At 60.5% G+C, this 25,459-nt stretch carries 19 protein-coding genes; 5 read left to right on the top strand and 14 right to left on the bottom strand.

From position 1 onward, the window contains the following. Window positions 1-259 precede the first annotated feature (259 nt). Window positions 260-2,152 carry a penicillin-binding protein 2 gene (gene mrdA, locus OC445_RS20655; protein WP_262020323.1) on the top strand — a complete coding sequence of 631 codons (1,893 nt, stop codon included), beginning with the start codon at window positions 260-262 and terminating at the stop codon, window positions 2,150-2,152. A 1-nt stretch (window position 2,153) separates the two neighbouring features. Here mrdA and OC445_RS20650 read toward each other — a convergent pair whose 3' ends face one another. Continuing rightward, window positions 2,154-2,555, bottom strand: coding sequence for a GFA family protein (locus OC445_RS20650; protein WP_198791565.1), 402 nt, complete (start codon window positions 2,553-2,555; stop codon window positions 2,154-2,156). A gap of 98 nt (window positions 2,556-2,653) precedes the next feature. Here OC445_RS20650 and OC445_RS20645 point away from each other — a divergent pair, with 98 nt between their 5' ends. From OC445_RS20645 to OC445_RS20630, 4 genes are all read left to right on the top strand, one after another. Beyond that, entirely contained in the window at window positions 2,654-3,121 is a 468-nt protein-coding gene (locus OC445_RS20645; protein WP_262020322.1) for an SRPBCC family protein, read from the top strand. A 186-nt stretch (window positions 3,122-3,307) separates the two neighbouring features. Further along, window positions 3,308-5,665 (top strand): DNA polymerase II, encoded by a 2,358-nt coding sequence (locus tag OC445_RS20640; protein ID WP_034125845.1) that lies wholly within the window; start codon window positions 3,308-3,310, stop codon window positions 5,663-5,665. 49 nt (window positions 5,666-5,714) lie between these two features. Continuing rightward, window positions 5,715-6,347, top strand: a complete 633-nt coding sequence (locus OC445_RS20635) for a glutathione S-transferase family protein (protein ID WP_054898208.1) — start codon at window positions 5,715-5,717, stop codon at window positions 6,345-6,347. A gap of 152 nt (window positions 6,348-6,499) precedes the next feature. Then, window positions 6,500-7,075, top strand: coding sequence for a DUF4174 domain-containing protein (locus OC445_RS20630; RefSeq protein WP_198791588.1), 576 nt, complete (start codon window positions 6,500-6,502; stop codon window positions 7,073-7,075). Window positions 7,076-7,146: 71 nt separating this feature from the next. On the opposite strand, the gene OC445_RS20625 is transcribed toward OC445_RS20630, so the two are convergent. The 13 genes from OC445_RS20625 to OC445_RS20565 form a co-directional block, all read right to left on the bottom strand. Further along, the gene (locus OC445_RS20625) at window positions 7,147-8,190 is read right to left on the bottom strand and encodes an acyltransferase family protein (RefSeq protein ID WP_181125381.1); all 1,044 of its coding nucleotides are present in this window, start codon (window positions 8,188-8,190) and stop codon (window positions 7,147-7,149) included. A 22-nt stretch (window positions 8,191-8,212) separates the two neighbouring features. Next, window positions 8,213-9,622, bottom strand: coding sequence for a lipid II flippase MurJ (locus OC445_RS20620; RefSeq protein ID WP_054898210.1), 1,410 nt, complete (start codon window positions 9,620-9,622; stop codon window positions 8,213-8,215). Further along, window positions 9,622-11,055, bottom strand: a complete 1,434-nt coding sequence (locus OC445_RS20615; protein ID WP_054898211.1) for an O-antigen ligase family protein — start codon at window positions 11,053-11,055, stop codon at window positions 9,622-9,624. Before OC445_RS20615 ends, OC445_RS20620 begins: the two co-directional genes overlap by 1 nt. Beyond that, a complete protein-coding gene (locus OC445_RS20610; RefSeq protein ID WP_197883595.1) occupies window positions 11,052-12,155 on the bottom strand; it encodes a glycosyltransferase family 4 protein in 1,104 nt (367 codons plus the stop codon). Before OC445_RS20610 ends, OC445_RS20615 begins: the two co-directional genes overlap by 4 nt. Then, window positions 12,146-13,363 (bottom strand): glycosyltransferase family 4 protein, encoded by a 1,218-nt coding sequence (locus OC445_RS20605; protein WP_198791566.1) that lies wholly within the window; start codon window positions 13,361-13,363, stop codon window positions 12,146-12,148. The genes OC445_RS20610 and OC445_RS20605 overlap by 10 nt, the downstream gene beginning before the upstream one ends. 8 nt (window positions 13,364-13,371) lie before the next feature. Beyond that, on the bottom strand, window positions 13,372-14,700 hold the full coding sequence (locus OC445_RS20600; RefSeq protein WP_262020321.1) for a cellulase family glycosylhydrolase: 1,329 nt from the start codon (window positions 14,698-14,700) through the stop codon (window positions 13,372-13,374). Then, window positions 14,690-15,880 carry a glycosyltransferase gene (locus OC445_RS20595; protein ID WP_054898214.1) on the bottom strand — a complete coding sequence of 397 codons (1,191 nt, stop codon included), beginning with the start codon at window positions 15,878-15,880 and terminating at the stop codon, window positions 14,690-14,692. The genes OC445_RS20600 and OC445_RS20595 overlap by 11 nt, the downstream gene beginning before the upstream one ends. Then, a complete protein-coding gene (locus OC445_RS20590; protein WP_034125836.1) occupies window positions 15,880-17,871 on the bottom strand; it encodes a GumC family protein in 1,992 nt (663 codons plus the stop codon). Before OC445_RS20590 ends, OC445_RS20595 begins: the two co-directional genes overlap by 1 nt. A 14-nt stretch (window positions 17,872-17,885) precedes the next feature. Further along, entirely contained in the window at window positions 17,886-18,662 is a 777-nt protein-coding gene (locus OC445_RS20585) for a polysaccharide biosynthesis/export family protein (RefSeq protein WP_034125835.1), read from the bottom strand. Window positions 18,663-18,691: 29 nt separating this feature from the next. Further along, complete coding sequence (locus OC445_RS20580; RefSeq protein WP_054898216.1) at window positions 18,692-19,603, bottom strand: glycosyltransferase family 2 protein; 912 nt, start codon at window positions 19,601-19,603, stop codon at window positions 18,692-18,694. Window position 19,604: 1 nt separating this feature from the next. Then, window positions 19,605-21,062 (bottom strand): mannose-1-phosphate guanylyltransferase/mannose-6-phosphate isomerase, encoded by a 1,458-nt coding sequence (locus OC445_RS20575; RefSeq protein WP_262020320.1) that lies wholly within the window; start codon window positions 21,060-21,062, stop codon window positions 19,605-19,607. Continuing rightward, on the bottom strand, window positions 21,062-22,501 hold the full coding sequence (locus tag OC445_RS20570; protein ID WP_034125832.1) for an undecaprenyl-phosphate glucose phosphotransferase: 1,440 nt from the start codon (window positions 22,499-22,501) through the stop codon (window positions 21,062-21,064). The genes OC445_RS20575 and OC445_RS20570 overlap by 1 nt, the downstream gene beginning before the upstream one ends. Window positions 22,502-22,905: 404 nt before the next feature. After that, complete coding sequence (locus tag OC445_RS20565; RefSeq protein ID WP_262020319.1) at window positions 22,906-25,395, bottom strand: TonB-dependent siderophore receptor; 2,490 nt, start codon at window positions 25,393-25,395, stop codon at window positions 22,906-22,908. Between the last annotated feature and the right edge of the window lie 64 nt (window positions 25,396-25,459).

Here is a 25,459-nt window from a genome sequence, read left to right as displayed (position 1 = left end):
ATGGTAGTGTGGGGTTTCCCCATGTGAGAGTAGGTCATCGTCAAGATTAAATTCCGAAACCCCAATTGCGAAAGCAGTTGGGGTTTTGTTTTGGGCGCTCGAAAATTCCGGCGCTTTCAGCAACATTAAATAAGCTGCCGTTGAGGGAATTCGATACAAAGTGTTTCTGCATTTTTGCTATGGTGCAGCACATTTTCACAAGGATTGATCTTTATCCGCAGGATGTGGCGTCGACCTTTTCCAACGAGATGCTGTAGAAATGCCTGAACCAATACCTATCAAAGATCACGAAAAAGAAAACCGTTTGGTCAACAAACGTTTGTTTGCCTGCGCATTGCTGGTAATTGGGATCACGTGCGCCTTGGTGGGGCGTATGTATTTTTTGCAAGTCGTGCAGTACGACTACCACTCAACAATTTCGGAAAACAACCGGGTCCACGTACTGCCCATCACACCGACTCGCGGCTTGATCTATGACCGTAATGGTGTAGTCCTGGCCGACAACCGCCCGAGTTACAACTTGACCATCACCCGTGAGCGCACAGCCGACCTCAAGGGTGAACTGGACGAAATCGTCAATCTGCTGCATCTGCCAGCCGAAGACCGTGCGGTGTTTGATAAGGCGCTCAAGCAGGCCCGCCACCCGTTTGTTCCCGTCACGTTGTTCTACGAGTTGACCGAAGAGCAGATCGCCGTTTTGGCCGTCAACGAGTTCCGTCTACCTGGGGTGGACGTGGAACCACAATTCGTTCGCCACTACCCCCTGGGCGCGCACTTTGCCCATTCCATTGGCTACGTCGGTCGTATTAACGAAAAGGAATCCAAGACCCTTGATTCGGTGGAGTACCGCGGTACCCAATCTATCGGCAAAACCGGAATCGAGCGTTTTTACGAGTCTGAACTGCATGGCCATGTCGGTTATGAAGAGGTAGAGACCAACGCACAGGGCCGTGTGCTGCGCGTGCTCAAGCACACCGATCCGATCCCTGGCAAAAACATCGTCCTGAGCCTTGACGTCAAGCTACAGGAAGCTGCCGAAGAGGCCTTGGGTGACCGTCGTGGTTCGGTGGTCGCCCTGGACCCGCAGACCGGTGAAGTACTGGCTATGGTCAGTAAACCGAGTTTCGATCCGAACCTGTTTGTCACAGGCATTAGCTTCAAGGAGTACGCTGCGCTACACGACTCCATTGACCGACCGCTGTTCAACCGCGTGTTACGCGGGCTTTATGCGCCGGGCTCAACCATCAAGCCGGAAGTGGCCATCGCCGGTCTTGACAGTGGCGTTGTTACTCCACAAACCCGAGTGTTCGACCCGGGTTACTATCAGTTGCCAGACTTTGACCATAAATACCGAAACTGGAACCACAGTGGTGACGGCTGGGTGGACATGGACGCGGCCATCATGCGTTCCAACGACACTTACTTCTACGATCTGGCCCATAAGCTCGGGATCGATCGCCTGCACGACTATCTGGCCGAGTTCGGCCTGGGTCAGAAAGTGTCCCTGGATATGTTCGAAGAGTCTGCCGGCTTAATGCCATCCCAGGCCTGGAAGCGTGCAACCCGACGCCAGCCGTGGTTCCCAGGCGAAACCGTGATCCTCGGCATTGGCCAAGGCTACATGCAAGTAACACCTCTGCAATTGGCCCAGGCCACTGCATTGATCGCCAACAAAGGCGTATGGAACCGACCGCACCTGGCCAAGACAATCAATAGTGTGCCACCGGTGGATGAGCATCCAATGCCCAACGTGATCCTCAAGGACCCGCGTGACTGGGAACAGGTCAACCATGGCATGCAATTAGTGATGCACGATCCCCGCGGTATCGCCCGAGCGGCAGCGCAAGGCGCGCAATACCGCATCGCCGGCAAGAGTGGTACCGCCCAGGTGGTGGCGATCAAGCAGGGTGAGCGCTACAACCGCAACAAGACGTTGGAGCGGCATCGCGATAACGCCTTGTTCGTCGGCTTTGCGCCGGCCGAACATCCGAAAATCGTGATTTCAGTCATGATCGAAAACGGTGAGGCCGGCGGCCGTGTAGCCGGGCCTGTGGTGCGACAGATCATGGATGCCTGGCTGCTCGACCAGGAAGGCCATCTCAAGCCGCAATATGCAGCGCCGGCCAAGGCGCCCGGCGATCCAAGGGTTTGACTCAAACCTCCCACTCATCCCAGCGTGCTACGCCATCATAGGCCAGCCAGGGCACTTCATGGGCCGTCCAGATATGCGAGGTGGGCCTGACGCGCGGATCATCATCCAGCGTCGCCACCCGCACGATCACGTGAGGCTGATGCCCACGTTCAGCGATCAGATGTGAGCCGCAGCGCGAGCAGAAATGTCTGAGTTTGCCCGGTGAAGATTCAAATGACGACAGCAGCTCTTCACCCTGCGTCCAGCGAAAATGCTCACGCATCACCCCGGCCGTGGCAACAAATGCTGCCGCGTGTGCCTTGCGGCAGCTTTCGCAGTGGCAGTGGCTGATGGGCATGTCCAGGCTGTCCACTTGGTAGCGCACGCCTTTGCACAAGCAACTTCCATTCAGTGGGTCAGTCATAACCTATGGCCAGGCAAGGAGGGGGTCATCATCATCGCGCACAACGCAAGGTTGCGCATTGATTGATGTCGCCTACTGTTCAATGAAGGAGGTGACTTATGCACGTATTAGATCGCATCGAACGTAAAGTCCTGCTCAATGCGTCACGTAAACAGGTCTGGGAGGCTCTCACGCAGGCCGAGCAATTTGGACACTGGTTCGGTATCGCGCTTAAGGGTAAAACTTTTGTGGCTGGGGAAACCATCGAAGCGCCGATTACCTATCCAGGTTATGAACATGTCGTATGGAAGGCCCGGATCGAACGTATCCTGCCCCAAACGCTGTTTTCCTTCTGGTGGCATCCTTTTGCAGTGGAAGATGGCGTCGACTACGACAAAGAGGAGCCGACGCTGGTGGAGTTCACGATTGAAGATCGCGCTCCAGGCATTCTGTTGCGGGTCGTTGAGTCCGGTTTTGACAAGGTGCCCGAAGCGCGGCGTCAGAAAGCCTTCAAAATGAACTCCCGTGGCTGGGATGAGCAAATGGGCAATATCGAAAATTATCTGAGCAAGCCCCCAACAAAGTGATGGCGCACACCGGAGGGCAGTCTTCACTCCCCTAGGCAGACAGGCCGCTGACGGGCTCACAAAGCACGTTCAGCTCGATGCCTTTTCTTGATTTGCTGGCCTTCATGCACATAGCGGTCGGTGGTGGCGTTTGCACGGATGCCGAGTAGAATCACGCCCTGAAAGCGATTCCTGAGGTGCGGTACGGTGGATCTACAGCAGGGTTTTGTCCTGACCCGGCATTGGCGCGATACCCCGGCGGGTACGGAGGTCAGCTTCTGGCTAGCCACCGACCAAGGGCCAAGGTGCATTCGCCTACCCGTGCAGACCTCGGTGGTTTTCATCCCAGAGGCCCATCGCAAGCCACTCGATTGGCTGCTCAAGGGGGAGCGCGATCTCGAGTTGCGCCCCTTGCAGCTATGCGACTTTCATCACCGCCCGGTTCTGGGCCTCTACGCCCGCCAGCACCGCCAGTTGATGGACATCGAGAAGCGCCTGCGCGCTGCCGGGGTCGATGTCTACGAAGGTGACGTGCGCCCTCCGGAGCGCTACATGATGGAGCGTTTTATCACCGCTCCTGTCTGGTTCGGTGGCACCGCTGATGCAAGCGGCACCTTGCTCGACGCGCAAATGAAGCCCGCCCCCGACTACCGTCCTCCCTTGAAGCTGGTGTCCCTGGACATCGAGACCACCGCCCAGGGCGATCTCTACTCCATCGCTCTTGAAGGCTGTGGCGAACGCCAGGTGTACATGCTCGGCCCGCCGAACAAAACCGAAGCCGTGGATTTCAAGCTCGACTATTGCGACACCCGCGCTCAACTGATCGAACACCTCAACCAATGGCTGGCCACTTTTGACCCCGACGCGATCATCGGCTGGAACGTGGTGCAGTTCGACCTGCGCGTACTCCACGAACACGCCCAACGCCTGAACGTGCCGCTGTTGCTGGGACGTGGCGGGGAATCAATGGCCTGGCGCGAACACGGTAGCCGCAATCACTACTTTGCGGCGGCGGCAGGAAGACTGATCATCGACGGTATCGAAGCGCTGCGTTCGGCCACTTGGAGTTTTGAATCCTTCAGCCTGGAAAACGTTGCACAAACCCTGCTCGGCGAAGGCAAGGACATCTCCACGCCGTACCAGCGCATGGACGAAATCAACCGCATGTTTGCCGAGGACAAGCCTGCCCTCGCGCGCTACAACCTCAAGGACTGCGAACTGGTCACGCGGATTTTCGAGAAGACCGAGCTGCTCAAGTTCCTGCTGGAACGTGCCAGCGTCACCGGGTTGCCGGCCGACCGTAACGGCGGCTCCGTGGCCGCCTTCACCCACCTGTACATGCCGTTGATGCACCGCCAGGGTTTTGTAGCACCGAACCTGGGCGACAAACCGCCCCAAGCCAGCCCCGGCGGTTTTGTCATGGACTCGCGTCCAGGCCTCTATGAGTCGGTGCTGGTGCTGGACTACAAAAGCCTTTACCCGTCGATCATCCGCAGCTTCCTCATCGACCCGGTGGGCTTGATCGAAGGCCTCAAGCATCCCGACGACAGCGATTCGGTGGAAGGCTTTCGCGGAGCGCGCTTCTCCCGCACCCGGCATTGCCTGCCGTCCATCGTCACGCGGGTGTCCGAAGGCCGCGAAGAGGCCAAGCGCGAGCGCAATGCGCCGTTGTCCCAGGCACTGAAGATCATCATGAACGCCTTTTACGGTGTGCTCGGCTCCAGCGGCTGCCGGTTCTTCGACACCCGGCTGGCGTCCTCGATTACCCTGCGTGGGCATCAGATCATGCGCCAGACCCGCGCCCTGGTTGAGGCCCAAGGGTACGAGGTGATTTACGGCGACACCGACTCCACCTTCGTCTGGCTGGGCAGCGCGCACTCTGCGCAGGACGCCAATCGCATCGGCCTGGCGCTGGTGCAGCACGTCAACGACTGGTGGCGCGCGCACCTGAGCAACGAGTACGGCCTGCAAAGCGCCCTGGAACTGCAATACGAAACCCACTTCAGTCGCTTCCTGATGCCGACCATTCGTGGCGCCGAGGAGGGCAGCAAAAAGCGCTATGCCGGCCTGGTCGTGCGCGAAGATGGCAGCGAAGAAATGGTCTACAAAGGCCTGGAAACCGTGCGCAGCGACTGGTCGCCCCTGGCCCGGCAATTCCAGCAGGAACTCTACCAACGCATCTTCCATCGCCAACCCCATCAAGACTACATACGCGACTATGTGCGGCGTACCTTGAGCGGCGAATTCGATGAGTTTTTGATCTACCGCAAACGCCTGCGCCGGCCCTTGCACGACTACGAACGCAACGTCCCGCCCCACGTACGCGCCGCGCGCCTGGCAGACGAGTACAACGATCGCCTGGGCCGCCCGCGTCAGTACCAGCGGGGTGGCTGGATCAGCTACGTGATCAGTGTCAACGGCCCGGAACCGCTGGAAGTGCGGCGGGCACCCATCGACTACGACCACTACGTCACGCGCCAATTGCAGCCCGTGGCTGACGCAATCCTGCCGTTCGTGAATGACGATTTCGGTACCCTGGTAGGCGGGCAGATGGGGCTATTCTAGGTACCCGACCACAGGCTCGATATTGCCCATCGCTCAGGAGGAAACGCCCATGTACACCCTTTATGGCACCGACGAATCCGGCTCCTGCATGATCGAAATTGCCCTGCAACGCTGCGCAGTGCCGTGGCATCGCGTGCAGGCCAGTTCCTGGCAGGACGGCGAGGGTAGCGACGCGCTTGCACGAATCAATCCACTCAAGCAGATCCCCACCCTGGTCACTCCAAATGGCCAGGTACTGACCGAAAGCGCCGCGATCCTGATCCACCTGGGCCTGGAGTATCCCAAGGCCGAGTTGCTGGCTGGCGATCGTGCGCAGATCCTGCGTGGCTTGCTGTATATCGCCGCCAACTGCTATTCGGCGATCGGTATCATCGATTACCCGCAACGCTGGTTGGGCAATGCCGATGAGGCGCAGCAAGCGCAACTGGTCAGCGGCACACGGCGCTACCTGCACCAGGCTTGGGTCGTGTTTGCCGATCAGTTTGCCGGCCAGCTGTTTACCCCGAGCAACGCGCCGAATGCACTGGGCATCATGGCGGCAGCGGTGTCGCGTTGGGACGACGCGCGCGAGGTGCTCGGCAACCTGGCGCCGGGCTTTGCGCAGAGCCTGGAGCGGGTAGACGCTGACCCTGTCGTGGCCCCCGTTTTTGCCCGGCATTGGCCGCAGTGGAAGGTCTCGTAACCGGAAGAAACAATGACCAGGCCACTGTCCAAGCCCTTGCGTAGCGGGCTTCCTGACCTACGCTTCTCAAAGTGGTGTAGGAATCATCCTTGAATTTGGCTGTCGCAGACATGAAACTCAAGAACCCTGCATGGAATTCAAAGGAGGTGCGCATGCTCATCCGGTCGCTGACCCTGGCTACCTTGATGGCTTTTACGGGGCCTTTGTTGGCCGCTGATGATAATCCGCTCAAGCAGGAATTGGGCAAGACGCGCCCCCTGGTGGTCGTGGAGCTTGATGCTGGAAACCCGACACTGGCAACGCTGAAGAAACAACTGGAAGAGGCTGCCACCAAGCAGGCCTTCGAAGAGCGCAGCATGGTGTTCTACACCGTGAAGTTCGGCAGCATTGGTGCCGAAGGGGAGAAGTTCGCCAAGGATCCCAAAGACAGCAAAAAGCTCACGCCGCCTGAAACCAACGCACTGATCCGTGCCCTCAAGCTCGGCGTCGGCAGCGGCACCAAAGTGATTCTGGTCGGCAAGGACGGCGAGAAAAAACTCGAGAAAACCGTGCCGCCGGACAGCCTCGACCTGAAGGAATTCTTCAGCGCCATCGACCAGATGCCGATGGCAGAAAAAGAAGCAGCTGCCGTGGCAGAACCTGAGCCTGCCGCACCTGCTGCGCCGGCCAAGGGGGCCAAACCTGGCAAACCCATCAGCAAGTCGGCGCCTCAGCAACTTGATGATTAACTACATGACCCATGTGGGAGCTGGCTTGTTGTGGCAAGCAAGCCCGCTTCCCCATTAGTCCTGTAGTGCTTTTACGGTTTAGGCGCTTTGCGCACCGGAAACGGAAAATAGAAAAATCGCAAGAACGCCACCCGCTTGATCACTTCCCCGATCAGCAACGGCACCAACAGTGCCACCACCAGACCTACACATGCCGCCATGAACGGATGCAGGCCCAGGCGCTCCATCAGGTCAAACGTCTTGTGCTGGATTTCGCCATGGAAGATCAACAGAATCAGGGTGGACTGGCCGATATAGGTCATCACTCGGGTGAGCAGCGCCGACACCATCAACACCCGCGCCAGCGCCCAGCAAATGTACACGCCGATCACTGCCAGCAGGCTGGTCCACAGCCAGTGGTCGTAGCGTCGCTGGGCCAAGTCCATGGTGTCGTGGCTGTAAATGAACACGGCGGCGAACAGCACCACCGAGATCAACAGGGTCAGCAACGAACCTTCATGCCGGCGCAGCCAATCGCGCAGCAGGTAGCCATAGATGAAGTAGGTGCTGCTGATCAGCGTGACGTCGAGGCTGAAGGGCAGGCCGGGCAACGTCCAGGTGTGGTCACCGACGCTCACCGGTATCTGCCAGAACCATTGCAGCGTCCAGATGCCTAGCAACAGTTGCACGCCGATCAGCATGCAGGCGGCCAACAGGGGCAGCTTCAAGCGCTGGATCAGCCGCAGCATCAGCCAGCTGAATAGAATCGCCACCCAGAAGTGTGGCAAGAACCACAGCGCTTGCCATGGGATAGTGTCCACCGAGGCATACAGCACGCCGCCTATATCCGGCAGCAGCGGTTGCCCCCGCAGTACGTCACGTACGATCACGTACAGCAGCATGGTGAAAAAAAACGGCTTGAGCAGGCCATCGGCCTTGCGCACCGCCATCTCCACGAACGGTTGCTCGGGCCTGAAGAACACCCCTGACAGGAAAAAGAACAACGGCAGCACGAACGACGCCAGGATCGGGTACATCAAGTCCAGCGAGGTGGCGACGAACCAACTGTGACCATACACAATAATCAGGATACCAATGCCCTTGGCGATATCCATTTGAATCCAGCGATGTTTCATCTAAGTCTTCCCGAACGATCATTCACGCCTTGCGCCACGGCCTAAGCCACAGCCCCATGCCCAGCAACACCAAAGCACCTGCCAGGGTACTCAACCCCAATTGCAGCCATACGTCTTGCAACCCAAACAACACCAGCGCCGCCAGCCCCAGCATCAACGTGCCGAGCAGCCAGTGCCGCGCCCAAGGCAGTGCCGTGAGCAGCCCCTGGCGCTGCATCAGCAGCAGTGCGGTGCAGATCACCCCAGCCAACGCCGCCAACGGAATACCGGCCAGGCCAAATGCAAACGGCAGTGCGCAGAGCAACAGCACGTTGACCAGGCTGCCCAATAATTCACAACGCAGCGGCTGGCGCGTATCGCCCGCGGCATACGCATAGCGCGCCAGCAGGGCGTTCCATGCGCCAAACACCAAGGGCACGGCAAACCATGCCAGTAACAGTGGCAGAGGCGAATCAACCGATTGCTTGGGCAGCAGCAACGCCACCAGACTGGGCGCCGCCGCCACCAGGCCGACGCCGGCCGGCAGCGTCAGCACACTGGCGGTTTCCAGGCCGCGCTTGAGCAGGGCCAGGCGTTCATCGCCCTGGCGGCGGCTCATCATGCCCAGCAGCACCTGGTTGAGGCTCATCAGCGCAATCAGCGGCAGGTTCATCAGCTTGCGGGCCAGGTTGACCCAGGTCACCGCGCCTTCCCCCAGCAGCGACGCCACCAGGCGTTCTATCAAAGCCAAGCCCTGGCTGGCGCCGTTGCTCAGTAACAGCGGGCCTATACGCTGGCCCAACTCCCGCAGGGGGGCAACCGCCAGCTGCATGCGCCACGGCCGCCAGCCCTGACGCCAAATCGACGGCAACAACGCCAAAGGCATCAACAGGCTACCGGCGAGACAGGCCAAGGCGAGGCTATGGGGTTGACTGGCCGTGCCGGCCAAAGCGAGATAGGCCACCGGCGGCAGGTTGAACAACAACGAGCCAAGCCCTGCCAGCACAAAACGCTCGCTGGCCTGCAAGGGAATACTGAACAGTGCATGCAGCATCAAGCCTGGCACGCACCAGGCCACGACCTGCAAATTGCTGGCGGCCAGGGCGGTGGCACTGGTCGCCAGCCCTGGGCCCAGTACCTGCACCAGCCAGGGGGCTGACAGCATCAGCAGCAGACTGACCAGCAGGGCAACCAACAGCAATGCCGGGAACAACACGGCCAGCCAATCGAGGCGCTCGCTGTCCTTGCGCTGCAAGTAGAGCGGCAACGCGGCGGCGCTCAACACGCCACCGGCCAGCGACATTCGCAGCGCCTCGGGCAAGAACAGCGCGATCAAGAACGCATCACTGCGCTCCCCCGCGCTCCAGGCCGCCACCAGTAACCATTCGCGTGCGAACCCCAGGCACAGGCCGAGCAGGGTCGCCAGGGTCAGCCATACTGCAGAACCGAGCATCAGGGGCGTGCGCCATCAAGCAGCGGCTTGCGAAAAACCACAGTCTTGACCTGTGGCAGGCGCGCTGGGAACAAGCGCCGTGCTTCCAGCACATTGATCCCAACCATCAGCCAGAACAGCGCGACCATCACGACGGCAAAACTGAAGTAGTGGTCAAATAACCCACTGACCAGCGCCGACAGAATTCCTGCCGTGCTGCCCAGCCACAGGGCATTGTCCTTGGTCAGGCGGATCGGGCCTTTTTCCGGCCTGGCTTCACGCCACCAACGCACCGTAACGGCTATAAAGAGCAGCATGCCGACGATGCCGGTCTTGTAGATAAAGTTCAGCCACAGGTTGGAGATCCCCAGCAAGTGTGTGCCCGGTACCGGAGGGTCAACCTTGAAGCCAATGCCGAACGGATACGCCACCATGGCCTGGGGGAACATGCGGTATTCATCAAAACGAACTTCGGTGCTGGCGTTGCTCGACGAAAAGATCGTCGCCAAGCGTTCCTGCAGCGGTGGATAGGCCATTACCAAGGCCACGGTCAACGCCGCGCCGATCATCAACAAGCGTCCGGTGTAAGGCACGCGACGGGTGGCCATCCACATCAATACCAGCGCCAGGCTGACCATCGCGCCACGGCTGCTGGCCAACAGCAACGCCGCCGCTCCCAGGCACGCCACGCCAAGGCCCAGCGCACGTTTGAAACCTTGTTCGGTCATGCCGTAACAGAACGCCAGGGGCAGCAACAGCGCCATGATCCCGCCGATGGCGTTCGGGTGCATCCACGGTGAACCCATGCGCGACGACATGGCTTCCAGGCCGAATTTCAACATGTCGAAGTTGCCGTAGTTGAGAAGGGCGAGAATCGGCGCAATCCCTGCCCCGGAGCGCGTGCGCACGAACACGGCGATCGACATCACCAGCATCGCCAGAGTGCCCAGCAGCAAGGCGATCACCAGGCTTTCGCGGCGTTTATAGTCCACCAGCAGCTTGGCGGCCAGGAACACCCCCGACAGGTTCAACAACCAGCGCAGCCAGTTGGCTACGCCGCTGCTTTCGGCGTGGATGCTCACCTGGCCAACGATAAACGGGAACACGCTGAACAGCATCAGCCACAGCAGCATCTGGTCGGTGGGCCGGCGTGCCAGGCGCGGTGCATCGGGCAGGCGTGACAGGAAGCTGTGCCACAGCACGGCGCCCCAGGTCAGCGCCAGGATGGCTTCGCTTACCGTGCTGCGGATGCCCAGGTTGAGGGTGGAGTAGGGCATGAAGGTCGCGACCAAGGCAAACAGCAACAAGCCCCAGAAGGGAAAGCGCAGGATGGTCACGGCTGCCGCAACACCCATCACAGCGAGAAAGGCCTTGGCCGGTGACAGCGCCAGGGCGGCTGCACCAAACAGCACGCCGAAGAGGATGGCGACGAGGCTTGCCAGGGAGAGTCTCATTTCAGTTCCTCGATCAGTTCGGCCAGGCGCCGACGATAGGCGTTTGGGTTGTAGCGTTCGGCCCATTGCTTGCGTTGTTCTGCAGAAGACTCGTCGCTGCGCTCGCCCAGGCTCAGCATCAGTTGCACCAACGCCGGGCCATCGGTCGGGGAAAACCGCGGCGCCGACGGCGGGGTGATTTCATCCAGCGAGGTACCGCTGGCCACGGCCACAGGTGTGCCGACGCTCAGCGCTTCAATCACCGGTAAACCAAACCCTTCCGCGTAGGAGGGCTGCCATACACGGGACGCCTGGCGGTACAACGCCTGCAGTTGGGCATCGGTGACACCACTGAGTGCGCGAATTCCCGGTAGCCCGCGCTGTGCTTCGGGCAAATGCTCAAGGCTGCCCACCAGCACCAATTCCGGTACAGCGGGTGATTGCTGCCGCGCCTGCTGCCAGGCCTTCACCAGAAAGGGTACGTTCTTGCGCAACTCGCGAGTGCCCACCAGTAGCCAGAAGGCTTCGGGTAAGTGGCGATCAGACAGGTCTGCTGCCGGCTCATTGAACCCATCCACCTGATTAGGCAGCACACGCACCTTGCCCGCCGCCTGGGGAAACAGGCGTACGGTTTCATCGGCACTGTATTGGGAGGGTGTCCACACGCGGTCGGCGCTGCGCACCGCATAGGCAATCGACAGCCGGTCGCTGGTCTTGTAGACCAGGGCCTTGAGGCGATTGGCGTGGTAGTTGTCCAAGGTGATCTGGAACAGGTCGTGCAGCAGTACCACAGTGCGCAGCCCCTTGGGCTTGGGTGGTAATGGCAAGCCCATATTGAAGGTGCTGATGTACAGGTCAATCTGTTGTTCGCGCAGGGCCCGGGGTAAAAAGCCGGCTTCGAAACGCAGGCGATTCTGTGGCTGATGCATCGCCGTCTTCGCGCAACCCCAGGTCGGGCAGTGGGCCTGCAAGCGTGTCTGGTCGCCCAGCGGGGCCACGGTAAACCGTTCCAATTCGATACCCGGCAAGGCACGCAAGGCGCTTTCCAGGGCATACACCTGGCGGCTGATACCCGATTGCGGCGAGGTGCCGACGGTGCGGTAATCCAGGCCTACACGCATACAGGCTCCTTTTGAGTGAGCGGCGACAGGCTGGCGTACACCTGCTCCAATTGGCTGGCGGCCACGCTCCAGTCATGGGCTCGCCGCACATAGGCGCGCCCGGCTTCGCCCATGGGCGCTGCGGCCGCGGGGAATTGCAGCAGGCGTACTACAGCATTCGCCAGTTCAGCGGCGGTCTGCCCTGCGAGGTAGTCCAAGCCGTCGACCAGGTCCAAGCCCGACACGCCCTGCTCGGTGCTGGCCAGGGGCAGCCCGGCCGCCAGCGCTTCCAGCACTTTGAGCTTGGAGCCGCCGCCATGGCGTAACGGTGCCAGGAACACTGAACAACTCGATTGCAGGCTCAGCAGGTTCGGCACGAAGCCTTGCCACTCGATGCGGGGGTCCTGCCAGCGCTCGCGCCAGCTGTCGGGCATGCCGAAACCGCACACGCTCATGCGCGCATCCGGGCAGCGCTCCCAGACTTTGGGCAGGATTTCATCCAGGGCCCACTCGATCGCATCCACATTGGGCGCGTACTCATAGTTCCCGAGAAACAGTACACGGCGTGTCGATGGATCTGGGTGTGCGGCGGCAAAGTGGTCGCAGTCCACGCCATTGACCACCACCGGCACCGGTTTGCCGGCGATGCCTTGCATCACCTGTGCATCGCTGTCGGTTACTGCTACTACCTGGGTAGCCTGGCGCATTACCCGGCGTTCCCAGCGCATATAGCGCCATTGATCGTAGCGAATGAACGGCAGCGCCCAGCTCGGCAGGCGGTCATAGGTGGCCGCGCCCAGGGCCGATTCCACGTTGTGTTCGGTGAGCACGAAGGGCTGGGGTTTGCGCACCAGGGCGTCTTCATACGGCTGGAAGCTGTAGCTGTGTTCTATTTGCACCACATCCCAGTGCTCATTGAGCAGTTGGTTGAATCGGTCCTGCAACGCCCCCGACAGCCCATTCACGCTGGCCAGCAAGGGGTAGGGTGCAAAGAGTCCGGCCACCAGGGTCTTCACGCTGCGCAGTGGGCGGCGGGGCAAGATGATCAATTGCTCGAGAAAGGCTTCCAGTACCTGGCGATCGGTCAGCGATACCGGGTGTTTGTCATGCAGGAGCAAGGTGATCCGATGCCCCCGGGCCGCCAGGCTGCGCAGCAGGTGGAACTGACGCGTCTTGCCGCCGCTGGTGGCGGGCCAGGGTGAGTAGGGCAGGATCCATAAAATGCGCATGACGGGTTTCAATCCCATAACAGAATTTGCAGGTTCGGCTTGACCGCAACGGTCAAGCCGTTGGTGCCGCTCACTGGGGTTTGCGTGCCGCGCAGCGGGTCATACAGGGTGGCGTTGGCGAGGTCCGGCAGGTGCGCATTACCGCCTTTTGCCGACCAGAAGAACCACAGCTTGCGACCATCGGCGCGGGTCCATCCGATGCTGAACAGGCCCTCGGGCAGTTGATCGGCGGCGGGTGGGTCGCCAGGCGTCAATTGCGGTCCGCTGACGTCGAGAAAATGCTTCAGTGCGGTATAGACCGGTTTTGGCTTGGCATCGAGGTCGAGCAAGCCGTAGGCACGGTCGCGCACGCTGGCGCGCTGGTCGAGGTCGCTCAAGGTGAACAGGAAGATCTTGTCGAAATCCATCGCGCTCATCAGGGCCAGGCGGCGGAGCACATAGTCGGCCTGGCCTTGCAGGGTAATGATGTCCTGGACTTCCTTGGGCCCCGTGTACGCTGACCAGCCCCATTCGGTGCTCCACAGCGTCTTGACGCCATTGCTGCGCAGTTTTTGGTTGAGCGCAGTTGTCTTGGCGACGAAGTCCAGGTTGGCGGGGTCGTTTCCTTCGGGCAACTGGGTGTAAGGGTGATAGGACATCACGGTGTTCAGGCTGGGCACGCCGAGGGCATCGAAGGCGCCGAGCATGGTCTGGCCGTTGGGCATCTCGCTGAAAAACGCCAGGCCAGCCGCCACCACTGGTTTATTCGGGTTGACCGCACGCAGGGCCGCTGCGCTGCTTTTCAGCAGGGCGGCGTAGCCGGCCGGGTCGGCCACGGGGCGCCAGAAGCCGAGCAGATTCGGTTCATTCCACACCTGCCAGGCATCAACGCTGGGATAACGTTGGGCCAACAGCGCCATGCGGATCGCGAACACATTCGGGTCCTTGGGCGGGTACTGGTCCTGATACGGTGCACCCACGGGCGCGGTGGTGATGAAGGGCGCCGAACCCACCAGGTAGAAGACCGACTTGAGCTGGTTGTCCTGCAACTTGGCCACCAGTTCGTCCAGCGTGGCCACCTGGTACTGATCAGCCACCGGCTCCAACCGATCCCAATGCAGGTCCAGGCGTACCCACTGCAAGCCCAGGTCCTTGAGACGGTCGATCTGCATCTGGTAACGCTGGGGGCTGAACCACAGGAACTGCGCGTTCACTCCCAGGAAATCCTTCCACACCAGCACCTTGTTGCCCTTGAGCACATGGCTCTCGGCATCGGCCGGGCGCCCCCAGATAAAGACGGTAACGCCCATGACCGCCACCAGTGCAAGCGTGGCCAAGTACGTACGTTTACGCACCATAAGGGGCCCCCGCAATCGCTTGCTCAAAAAGCTGCTTGAACTGCCGTGCGGTCAGTGGCCACAGGCGTTGGCCGCCAATGTGCGCGGCGCGTTCGGCCCAGTCCCTGGCCAGCGTCGGGGTCTGCGCCAGGCGCAGTAGTTGCGCGCTCAACGCGGCGACGTCGCCTTGGGGATAGATTGCGCCGTTCCCGCTGGCAACCTCTTCGGCAAATGCCCGTGCATCCGAAGTAATCGCCCCGCGCCCGCACGCGGCGGCCCAGGACAACGCGCCGCTGGTGCCGCGCTGGCGACCCAGCAGGCCGAGTTTTTTCGATTCGCGATACGGCAGCACCATCACGTGGTGCGCCTGTATCGTCTGCGCAATCTCGCTGGCCGGCAGGTTCAGCCGCCAGTCGATGGAGCCAGACAGGCCAAGGTCGGCTATCTGGCGGTTCAATTGTTCAAGGTAATTGCCGCCAGCCCCAAACGCCATTTCGGCGGCAGTGCCACCGGCCAGGGTCAGGCGCACACGGTCACGCAATTGGGGGGCTTGCTGGAAAACTGCGGCCAGGGCCTGTAACAGGTCTTCAATGCCTTTGCCCCGGTAGATAAAGCCGAAATACAGCAGGTGCAGCGTATCCAGGGGCGGCAGCGCCACCGCCGCAATCGCCAGGTTGGCATGGTTGATCACCGCCACTTTGCCTGCGGGCAATTGCATGCGTTGGCTGAGGCAATCGGCGCCCAGGCGGGTGAGGGTGATCAGTCTTGTGAGGCCGCGGGCCACCTGCCGCTCTTCACGCAGGGTCAGCGGGTCTGCCAGCACCACCGCCGCTTGCGGCAACGGGCTGGGCAAGCGCTCCAACAGATTGAGCGGGAAGGGCAGTTGCTCGCGCCGCCATACCATGCGCTCGGGGTCATGCACGGTGGCCGTCAGCGGCAGGTTGGGATAGGCCTTGCGCAACTCGCGCAACGCCAGGAACTCCCCCAGCCGGCCGCCGCCCAGCTCGGCGTGGACCAGGTCCACGCTCTGCCAGTCGAATGCACCGATGGCCTGTTTGATCGCGATGCTGGTGCCCTCGACGCCGCTCAACGGTGTCGCCACCGTCACGCCCAGCTGCTCCAGTGCCGTCTTGAAATGGTTCGCGTAGTCGGCGATCCCATTTTTTTCCGGCGGCAAAGGCGCGAGCAGGGCGATGCGCATCAGAACGCCCCCCGATATTTGGCGATGGTCTGCAGCACCTTGGCCGGCACTTCGAATTTACGCCGGTTGATGATGATGCCGTCCACTTTGCCGAATGCGGTATTGAGGATCGACAGCGCATGCTCCACCACCGGGACCGTGCTTTTCTGCGCCTCCACCACCAGGGCGATCAGGTCGGCGCGACGCAGATTGACGAAGGCATCGCGGTTGTCCAGCAGCGCCGAGGCATCCAGCAGTACCACTTCGCCCGGCGCCGCCGGGGCCGCACCGCCGACACGCACAGTAATGCCGTTTTCCTGAAGCAACTGGCGCAACTGTTCCACTACGAACGTCACCCCTTCACCATGGCGCGCGGAGGTCAACCCGAGGGTCAGGCCGCGTTCAGTGATACGGTCCAACTGCAGCAGACCGTAGAGCCGGTAGATGCTCGCGTTGAATGCGTTGGTGCCTTGTGCGGTACTGGTATCCAGTTCTGGCAGGGTGGTCCACAGCGGCAGGCCGAACTTGCGTTCCACCAAGCCACCGTCATGGATGCGCTGGTCGAGCAGGTAGCACAGGTAGATCACCAGCAAGCCGACCACGATGGAAAACGGGATCGCCAACAACAGCATCAACAGGGTTTTAGGGAAGATTCGGCCAGGGTTCAGGGTGGCCTCCTCGATCACCGCGATATTGCTGATCTGGCTGTTATCCAGCTCACGGTCGATGCGCGATTTTTCCAGGTTATCGACATACAGCGCATAGTTACGCTCGGTGGCACTCAGTTCACGGGACAGGCGCGCCAGCTCCGGTTCAATCTCCAGGGCTTCCTTGCGTTGCGCCTCGAGGTTCACCAGTTGTTTCTGCTGTTGCACCAGTTGTGTACGCAGTGCCGAGTTGTTGCTGGACTCATCGAGCAGCACGCGCTGCAAGTGGATCTCCAGGGTGTTCGGCGCACGGTTTTCCGAGCTTTGCACGGTGTTGCTTTCATTCGCGACCTGGGCCTGCATGGCGCGGATCGACGCATCCAGGGCTTTGACCGGCGGCGCATTGTCGGTGTAGGTGCGCATCATGTCGGCCTTTTCCAGCAACTTCTGGTTGAGCAGGCGACGCAAGTCCTGCTGCTGCGGGTTCAGCGCAATCTGGCGTACCGTGGTCACTTCCTTGGGTTGGGTCTTGAGCTGAGTGCGGGTGCTCTCCAGGGCGCTGTCGGACGAGGCAATCAAGCGCGTGGTATTGAAGGTTTCGCCACGCAGCACGTTGATGCGCTCGGACAAATCCTCCAGGCGATCGGTGATGCTTGCCGCGCCGATCTGGTTCAAGTGGGCAAGAATCTGCTCCTTGTAGCTCTTGATTTCGGTAGCGCTGTTGGCTACCTGGCCTTCATAGAAGGCATACAGGCTCTTGCGTCCCAGGGCCTGGGTGCGTTCGTTGATGTAGGTCTCGACCCAGCTTTTGACCACCGCCTGGGCGATTTCCGGGTCGCTCCACTTGAAGCTGATGTCCATGACGGTGGAACCGGCCGCGTGGCTGACGTCGAAGTTTTTCTCCAGGCTGGCGGCCAGGCGCTCCACGGGTGTGGTCTGTTCAATGATGCCCACGGTTTCCAGCACCACGCGCACACCGTCGAACACTGCGCCGATACCACTTTTGACGTAGTACTTGGTGCGCTTCCAGAGGCCTTCCGGTGGCGGCATTTTGTCGATGACTTCCAGGTAATGCTCGGCCACCGCCCGCACGATAGGGCGACCGGTCAGCAGGCGTTCCTCATCGACAATCGGGTCGCGTTGAGTGCTCGGCATGACCAGCGCCTGGCGGTTGCTGATCTCAATGGGCAGCGTCGAATCGCGCCCCGGCTTGACCAGCAAGCGTGCGGTGGACTCGTATTTGGCTGGTAGTAAAAAGGCCCCCAGCAGAATGATCACCAGCGCCGCGATGGCCGCCAGCTTGAACTCGTGCCGGAAGATGAAGAACAAGCGCAGAAGATCGCGAAAAGAACGGATCTCGATCATGGGATGTCGCTCCTTTAGTTACTGCCGCCGCTGGTTCGGGTGTAGTTGTAGCCAACCCCGATCGACTTGGTGAATGGGATCAACTGGTTCAAGTAGGTATCTACGCCCTGGATGCGCTCGCCCACGTTGGATTTGGGCACGAACACCACATCTCCCCGCTGCAGCGGCACTTGTTTACGCCCGTTGGGGCCGGTCTTGAGGTATTGGCTGAAGTCCAGGAAGTAAGCGCGGTAGGTGCCTTGGGTATCTTCGCGCAACAGTGCGACCATGCTGGCGTTGCCCGCCGGGTTCACCCCGCCGGCGCCGACGATGGCTTGTTCCAGGGTGTTGGCCGAGGCGATCGGCACCGTGGTCGGGTTGTTTACCGCACCGCCGACGATGATCGAGTTGCCCGGTGCCTGGTTGATGTTCACCGTCACCCGTGGCTCGCGATACACCGGCGCAAGCTTGTTGCTCAGCTCGTTCGCCACCTCGGCTGGCGTGCGACGGGCTACCTGGATCGGGCCCAAGAACGGGTAGTTGATCTTGCCATCGGTTTGCACGGTGTACAGCGTCAGCTCATAGATGGTGCTGACGTTGAACGCCGACAGCGTTGGCATCTCACCGGCATCGCGCACAATGCGCAACTGATCGCCGATGCGGATACGCTCTACCGCCGGCGGCAGCTGCGCAAGCTGGTCGAGGGCGCGCTTGCCGTCCTCGACCGTCTTGCCGTCGGGGGGGACGATACGTGCAGGGGTATTGCAGGCGGCCAGTGCCATCATGGCCAGGACGAGCATAGTTCTTTTCATCAAGGGGGACTTCCTGTAGGTCATGATGCTCACCTCCAATAACCGGGAAACATGCTGATGCGCCGCTTTAGGGCGAGGGGTAGGCGGCGTTCCAGATGGCCCAGCCGATAGCCGAGCAATTTGAACGCGCTGCGCACCAGTACTTCGGGTACGCGGTGCAATGCACCGGCTGCGCGCAACGCTGCGAGTTCAGCCTGTACATAGCGTTTACCTTCACCGCCGGCATCGCCAAAGGCTTGGCGAATCCACGGCTCGCGACCGTAGAACACGCCAATGTCGAAGTAGCGGTGAAACTCATCCATGAGTCGGTAATCGTGGGAGTGGTACACCCGCGCCGTGGCGGCGTAGCGCACCTTGTAGCCATCAAGCAGCATGCGCGCCGCGACGTAGGCATCCTCACTGCCGATCACATCGGCGGGGAAGCCACCCACGGCCTGCAGGGCGCTGCGCCGGTAGACTGAAAACGAGTCGGAGCTGAAGCAGGTTTTAATCCCCAACTGCGCAGCGTCGGCAAGGCTCTTGGTGCGGCTCTGGGCCGGGTAATTGAAGTGGCGTGACTGGGCTCCCAGCACGCCAGCGCCAGGGTGCGGCAATTGCCGGCCGTAGGCCACGCCGTTGAGTGGGTCTTGTTGCAATTCTTCGAGCAGGTTGGCGAAGGTCTCTGGGTCAGCCGGGATTGCGTCCTGAGTCATCACGATCAGTGCGTCACCGCTCGTGTGTTCACTGGCCCAGCGCCGTGTGCCACCGTGGTTGAAGTCGCGTGCGTCGATAACCTCGACCCGCGCGCCAAATTCGCGAAAGCGCGCCACGGTGTCATCGCTGGACGCGCTGTCGACTACCAGCATCTCGTCCGGTTGCAGAGTCTGCATCTGCAGCGCGGGCAGCAGTCGCGTCAAATGACTGGACGCGTTGCGGGTTGGAATGATCAGCGAGGTGCGCATGTCATTTCTTCTCTGCGGGCGCGCGCCCATAGATGTCATCGAAGCGTACGATGTCGTCCTCGCCCAGGTATTCGCCGCTCTGCACTTCGATCATCACCAGGTCGATGATGCCGGGGTTGGTCAAGCGGTGCTTGTGCCCAGCCGGGATGTAGGTCGATTCGTTGGCGTTGATCAAAAATTCGCGCTCGCCATTGGTGATCTGCGCGGCACCGCTGACCACTACCCAGTGTTCGCTGCGGTGGTGATGCATTTGCAGCGACAGCGATGCCTGGGGCTTGACCACGATGCGCTTGATCTTGAACCGGCTGCTTTCCTCCAGCACGGTGTAGGTTCCCCACGGCCGGGTGACGGTGCGGTGCAGGCTGAACGCCGGATGGTTCTGGCGCTTGAGTTCGGCGACGATGTAGCGCACGTCCTGGCTGCGGTTGGCGTCGGCGATCAGCAGGGCATCGGGGGTATCGACGATGATCAGGTCTCGCACGCCGACGGCACCGAGTACGCGTTTGGGCGAGTCGATATAGCAGTTGTGCACGTCATGCAAGATGGCTTCGCCATTGACCTGGTTGCCCTGGGCATCGCTGGGCGTGAGCTGGCGCAGGGCTTCCCAGGAACCGATGTCACTCCAGCCGATGTCGCACGGCACCACGGCCACTTGCGTGGACTTCTCCATCAACGCCACGTCGATGGAAAGGTCTGGCGCGGTGCCGAAGGCCTCGCTGCCCAGTTCACGCTGGCGCGAGGTGCTGTTTTGCAGGAGCTGGCTCTGCTCGAGGGCTGCACGAGCGGCCCCCAGTACGTCGGGAGCATGGGTCGCCAGCTCGTCCACCAGAGTACCGGCCTTGAAGCAGAACATGCCGGCATTCCACAAGTGCTTGCCGCCGTCGAGGTAGGCTTGGGCCGTGGCCAGGTCGGGTTTTTCGACGAAACGCTTGACCCGGTTACCCAGGCTCAGGGCGTCACCTTTTTCGATATAGCCGAAGCCTGTTTCCGGGTGATCGGGTTGAATCCCGAAGGTCACCAGGTAGCCGGCTTCGGCCAACTCGCGTGCCTGGGTCACGGCGTCGGCGAACGCGGTTTCATTCAGCACCAGATGGTCGGCTGGCATCACCAACAACTGGGCGTCGCCACCGAAATGCTCCTGCACATGCAGTGCCGCCACCGCAATGGCCGCTGCGGTATTGCGACCGAACGGCTCCAGCAACAGGTCCAAAGGCAGCCTGGCCTGGTTGACTCCGCGGTAGTCATCCAGGGTGCGAAACAGCAAGTCGCGATTAGTGACGGTCAGCACACTTTCCACGCCGGGCAGGCGCGCGGCACGTTGAAAGGTTTTCTGCAGCAGACTCTGGCCGTCACGCATACGCATGAATGGCTTGGGCATGTTCTGCCGGGACACCGGCCACAGCCGCGTGCCTGACCCACCGGAAATAATGCAGGGGATTAATCCGTTGAGTGTATTCATCAATAGACTTCCTTGGTGGAAAGGACGGCTGGGACCGTCATGAAGACGATGTACAAATCGAACCACACGGACCATTTGGAGATGTACTCCAGGTCGTATTCGACGCGTTTCTGGATTTTGAACAGGGTGTCAGTTTCACCCCGGTAGCCGTTGATCTGCGCCCAACCGGTGATGCCGGGCTTGACCCGGTGGCGCGAGCTGTATTCGCTCACAGCCACTTCGAACGGAATACCGGCGGCTTTGGTGGCGGTGGCATGAGGGCGCGGGCCGACCATCGACATGTTGCCCTGCAGCACGTTGAACAACTGCGGCAGCTCATCGATGCTGGTCTTGCGGATGATGCGGCCAACCCGGGTAATGCGCGGGTCTTCACGAGTGGTCTGGCGTTCGGCGGTAAAGTCGCTCTGGTCGGTGTACATCGAGCGGAACTTGAACACGCGAATTTCGTTGTCGTTATAGCCGTAGCGGTTCTGGCGAAACAGCACCGGGCCCTTGGAGTCGAGCTTGATCGCAATGGCCGTGACCAGCATCACCGGTGACACCAGCACCAGGGTGATGCTCGCCAGGAGCAGGTCTTCGCAACGCTTGATAAACGGCGACCAACCGCGCAGCGGCAACTGCGAGGTATTGAACATCAGGATGCCGCCCACGTCTGTGATCCGGCTATGGCCGTAGCGCAGGGCAGCCATGTCGGGCACCAGCATCACGTTCACCGACATTTGCCGCAGGCGATTGACCAGGCCGTGAATGCGTTGCTCGGCAGCCCAGGGCAGGCAGATCATCACTTGGTTGACCTGTTCGGCGCGGATCAGTTTTTCCAGGTCGCGGGTATTGCCCAACAGCGGCAGGCTGCTCAGTTCCTTGGGAATACGCTCGGTGCGGTCGTCAATAAAGCCGATAAGCCCGGAGCGAATGTCGCCGTTGCGTTGCAAGTGGTCGGCGACATGCACGGCGGTGTCAGTGAAACCCAGGATCACTGTGCGTTGCAGGTATTTGCCCTTGCGCATGAGTTTGCGGTACAGGCGTAGCATCACCAGGCGTTCGGCACAGAACATCGTCAAGCTGGCGATATACCACACCACCAGGTTGCGCGGGTTCAATTGCGGAAATACCTGCAGGATCTGGTACATGAACAACAGGATGCAGAATGCGGAGGACCAGGCCACGATATTGGTGCGCAGGCGCAAGCGATTACTGAACAGTTCCTCGGAATAAATGCCCAGGGCCTGGAACAGAATGATGGTCAATACCGCAAAAAACAGCAGCAAGCCCAGAAAGTGCGAACGCATTTCAGGGTCCATCGGGTCGAGGAAAAGCGCCAGGACCAGCGGTGGGAAAATGGCCGTCAGACCGTGGACCAGCTTGACGAAAACCACAAAAAACTCGACAAACCCTGCTCGGGTCAAAAACAAGCTGACAACTGACGACTTCTCTCGCATACAAACATCCCTCATTGCACACCAGGCGTTCTATTCGGTCGTCTGAACCAGACGGCAGCGGACTACGCTGGGTAAAACGCATCCCTTCCTTCGAATGGATCGCTCCAAATGAAAGAATTTTGCAAGGGCAGTGGCTACTACAGGAGGACTTCCTTTTCTCTTTCAGTCAATAATTTGACCTTGTTTCAGCGATGATATCATAGACACTTTAAATGTTCCTTGTTGTGTCATTTTGTTGACATTCCTTGTGCGAGAGGACCCGGTCTCGGGGTGTGATTTTGAGTGTAGGAACAAAAGTGTGAATTTTCTGTTTGTCAGGAAACACTTTTTTGACGGGCCCCGGGGAGGCGTGGGAAAAGAGGGCGCAACGCACCAGGCGCGTGCCCTCAAGAGGATTGAGCGGGTTAAAAGGTGCCTTTCAGACTGACCGTGAAATTACGCGGTTCGCCATAAAAATTGCCCCATGAGGCTGTGCCGACGGTTTGGTAATAGTTTTTGTCGAAGAGGTTCTTGGCGTTAAGGGCGACGGTCCAGGTGTCATCTACGCGGTAGGCCAATCGTGCATCCCAAACCGTATAGCCGGCCTGTTCGAGCTTGAGGCCCTGCTGCATGCGATAGTTGCCGCTCTGGGCATTGACCCCCGTACCCACGCTCCATTTGGACAGCGCGCCATCCAGCTGGTAATCGCCCCACATGCGCAACATGTGGCGGGGTACATAGGTGTTGGACGCGCCTCCTTCGATAGCGGTATCAATGTTTTTAAGCGATTTGGTCTGAGTGTAGGTGTAGCCCCCCGAGACTTGCAGACGTTCGAGCAACTGGCCGCTGACTTCGGCTTCGACGCCCTGGGCGCGGACCTTGGCAGTGTCGGTATAGCAGTAGCCATCGGACGAAGTTGGGCAGAAACTCAGGAAGTCAGTCTCGGCGCCGTTTTTCTCTGTGGCTTGGAACAACGCTATGGAACTGTTGAGACGCCCGTCGAACCATTCGCCCTTGATACCCAGCTCGTAGTTGTCCCCCATCTTGGGCTTGAGTGCCGCGCCGTCGGCGGTGGCATAAGAGCTCTGCGGCTGGAAGATATCGGCGTAGCTGGCGTACAGGGAAAGGTGTTCGTCGAGGTCGTAGATCAGAGCGGCAAACGGCGTGACTTCACCGGATTCCTTGGTGCGCGCATCTTGCACACTCCACTCGCCCCAACCCAGGGTGTTGGACTGCCGACGGTTTTCGTACCAGCTCACACGGCTGCCCACGATGAACATCAAGGGCTCGGCCAGGCGCAGGCGCAAGGTGGCGTAAGTACCATACTGGGTAGCGGTTTCCTTGACCGTGCCACCGCGGTACATGTTTGGCCAGAAGGTGTCATTGGCCGGTTCGGGGAAGTGGTGGTCGGGCTGATAAATGCTCTGGCGCGTGGGCAGGTTCTGGATCGCGAATACGTCATCCTGGGTGCCTCGGCTGCCGTTGGCCCCAAGGATCAGTTCGTGTTCCAGGCCAAAGGCTTGGAACTTGCCATCGACGTAAGCATCGAGGCCGAAGTCCTTATGCTCATAGTCCATCAATGCTGCGTAGGAGTTGGCGGTGGGGGTTGGGGCGCCATAGGCGATGGTACCTTCGCTGGCGGCGTACTTGGTGTCTTGCAGGTTGCGGCTGTGCACAGCGGCGACTTTGATTTGCCAGTCGTCATTGAAGTGATGGGTGAGGTCAGCGAAGAACGTCGTGCGTCGGCTTTGCCAGTCGTTCCAGGATTGGCCCAGGCAGGTGGAACGGCTTAACCTGGCGCTCTTGCCATCGCTATAGCGCGGCAAGCCACCCCAACAGGGGCTGGCGTCGACGTCTTCGTAGCTGGCTCCCACGCCCAGGGTTGTGTCGGGGCTCAGGTCGACGTCCAGTGCGGTATAGAAGGCCTGGTCCTGGCGCTTGGAAATGTCCATGTAGGAGCCGCGATCCTGTTGGCTGAACGCCGCGCGGCCGCGTACGGTGCCGCTGTCATTGAGCGGGCCACCGGTATCGACGTCGGCGCGGTAGTTGTCCCAGGTGCCGGCGGACAGCATCAGGCTTGAGGTCGGGGTGGCCTGTGGCCGCTTGCGCACGAAATTCACCGCACCGCTGGCCGTGCCGGCACCCTTGAGCATGCCGGCTGCGCCTTTAAGTACTTCCACGCGATCATAGATCGCCATGTTGGCGCTGAAACTGTCCGCCTGCACATAGTCCTTGCCCATGTCCAGCGGTACGCCGTCGTACTGGTACTGGCCGAGCATCTTGAATCCACGGGAATAGAAATACTTGCCGCCCATGGGCGACTCGTAGGTGGTGATCCCTGGTGTACGTTCCATCACATCGTCAATGGTGGTGACATTCTGATCGTCCATCAATTGGCGGGTCATCACACTCACTGACTGTGGCGTTTCCCGCAGGCTGTGTTGGCCTTTGCCGATGGTGACCGCGCCGGTCGTGTACGAACCGGTGCCTTCGGTCAGGGCCCCCAGGCGTTGGCCGGTCACCGTGGTCGCGCTCAGGTTCAGGGCACCGGTGTCGGCCATTTGTGGCAACAGCAGCCAGATATCCTTGCCTTGGCGCTGGGCTTGCAGGCCCTGGCCGCGCAGTAACTGGCCCAAGGCCTGTTCTCGATCGAAGTTGCCGCTCAGGCCTGTGCTGGTTTTACCGGCAACGCTGGTGGCATCGTAGGACAAGCTGATGCCGGCCTGACGGGCAAATTGATCCAGTGCCGAGGTAAGGGAGCCGGGGGCGATCGCCCATGCGCGAACCTGGGTATCAGCGCTAGCGGAGTCGGCCATCACTGCGAGCGGCAAGACGCCGCCGCCCAGGCAGGCGCCAAGGAGGGCGGCCTGCACCGCGTGTTTGAGAAGAGAACGTTTGGAGGGGAACGCTTGCATGACCGCGGGATGCTCCTGAAGGAAGTGGACAAACCGGCCTGTTGATCGGCCCTTCCTTACAGGT

Origin of the sequence: Pseudomonas sp. Pse35 (assembly GCF_024519715.1) — a bacterium.
Classification (GTDB): Bacteria; Pseudomonadota; Gammaproteobacteria; order Pseudomonadales; family Pseudomonadaceae; genus Aquipseudomonas; species Aquipseudomonas paracarnis.
This window is presented reverse-complemented; position numbering and strand designations above follow the sequence as displayed.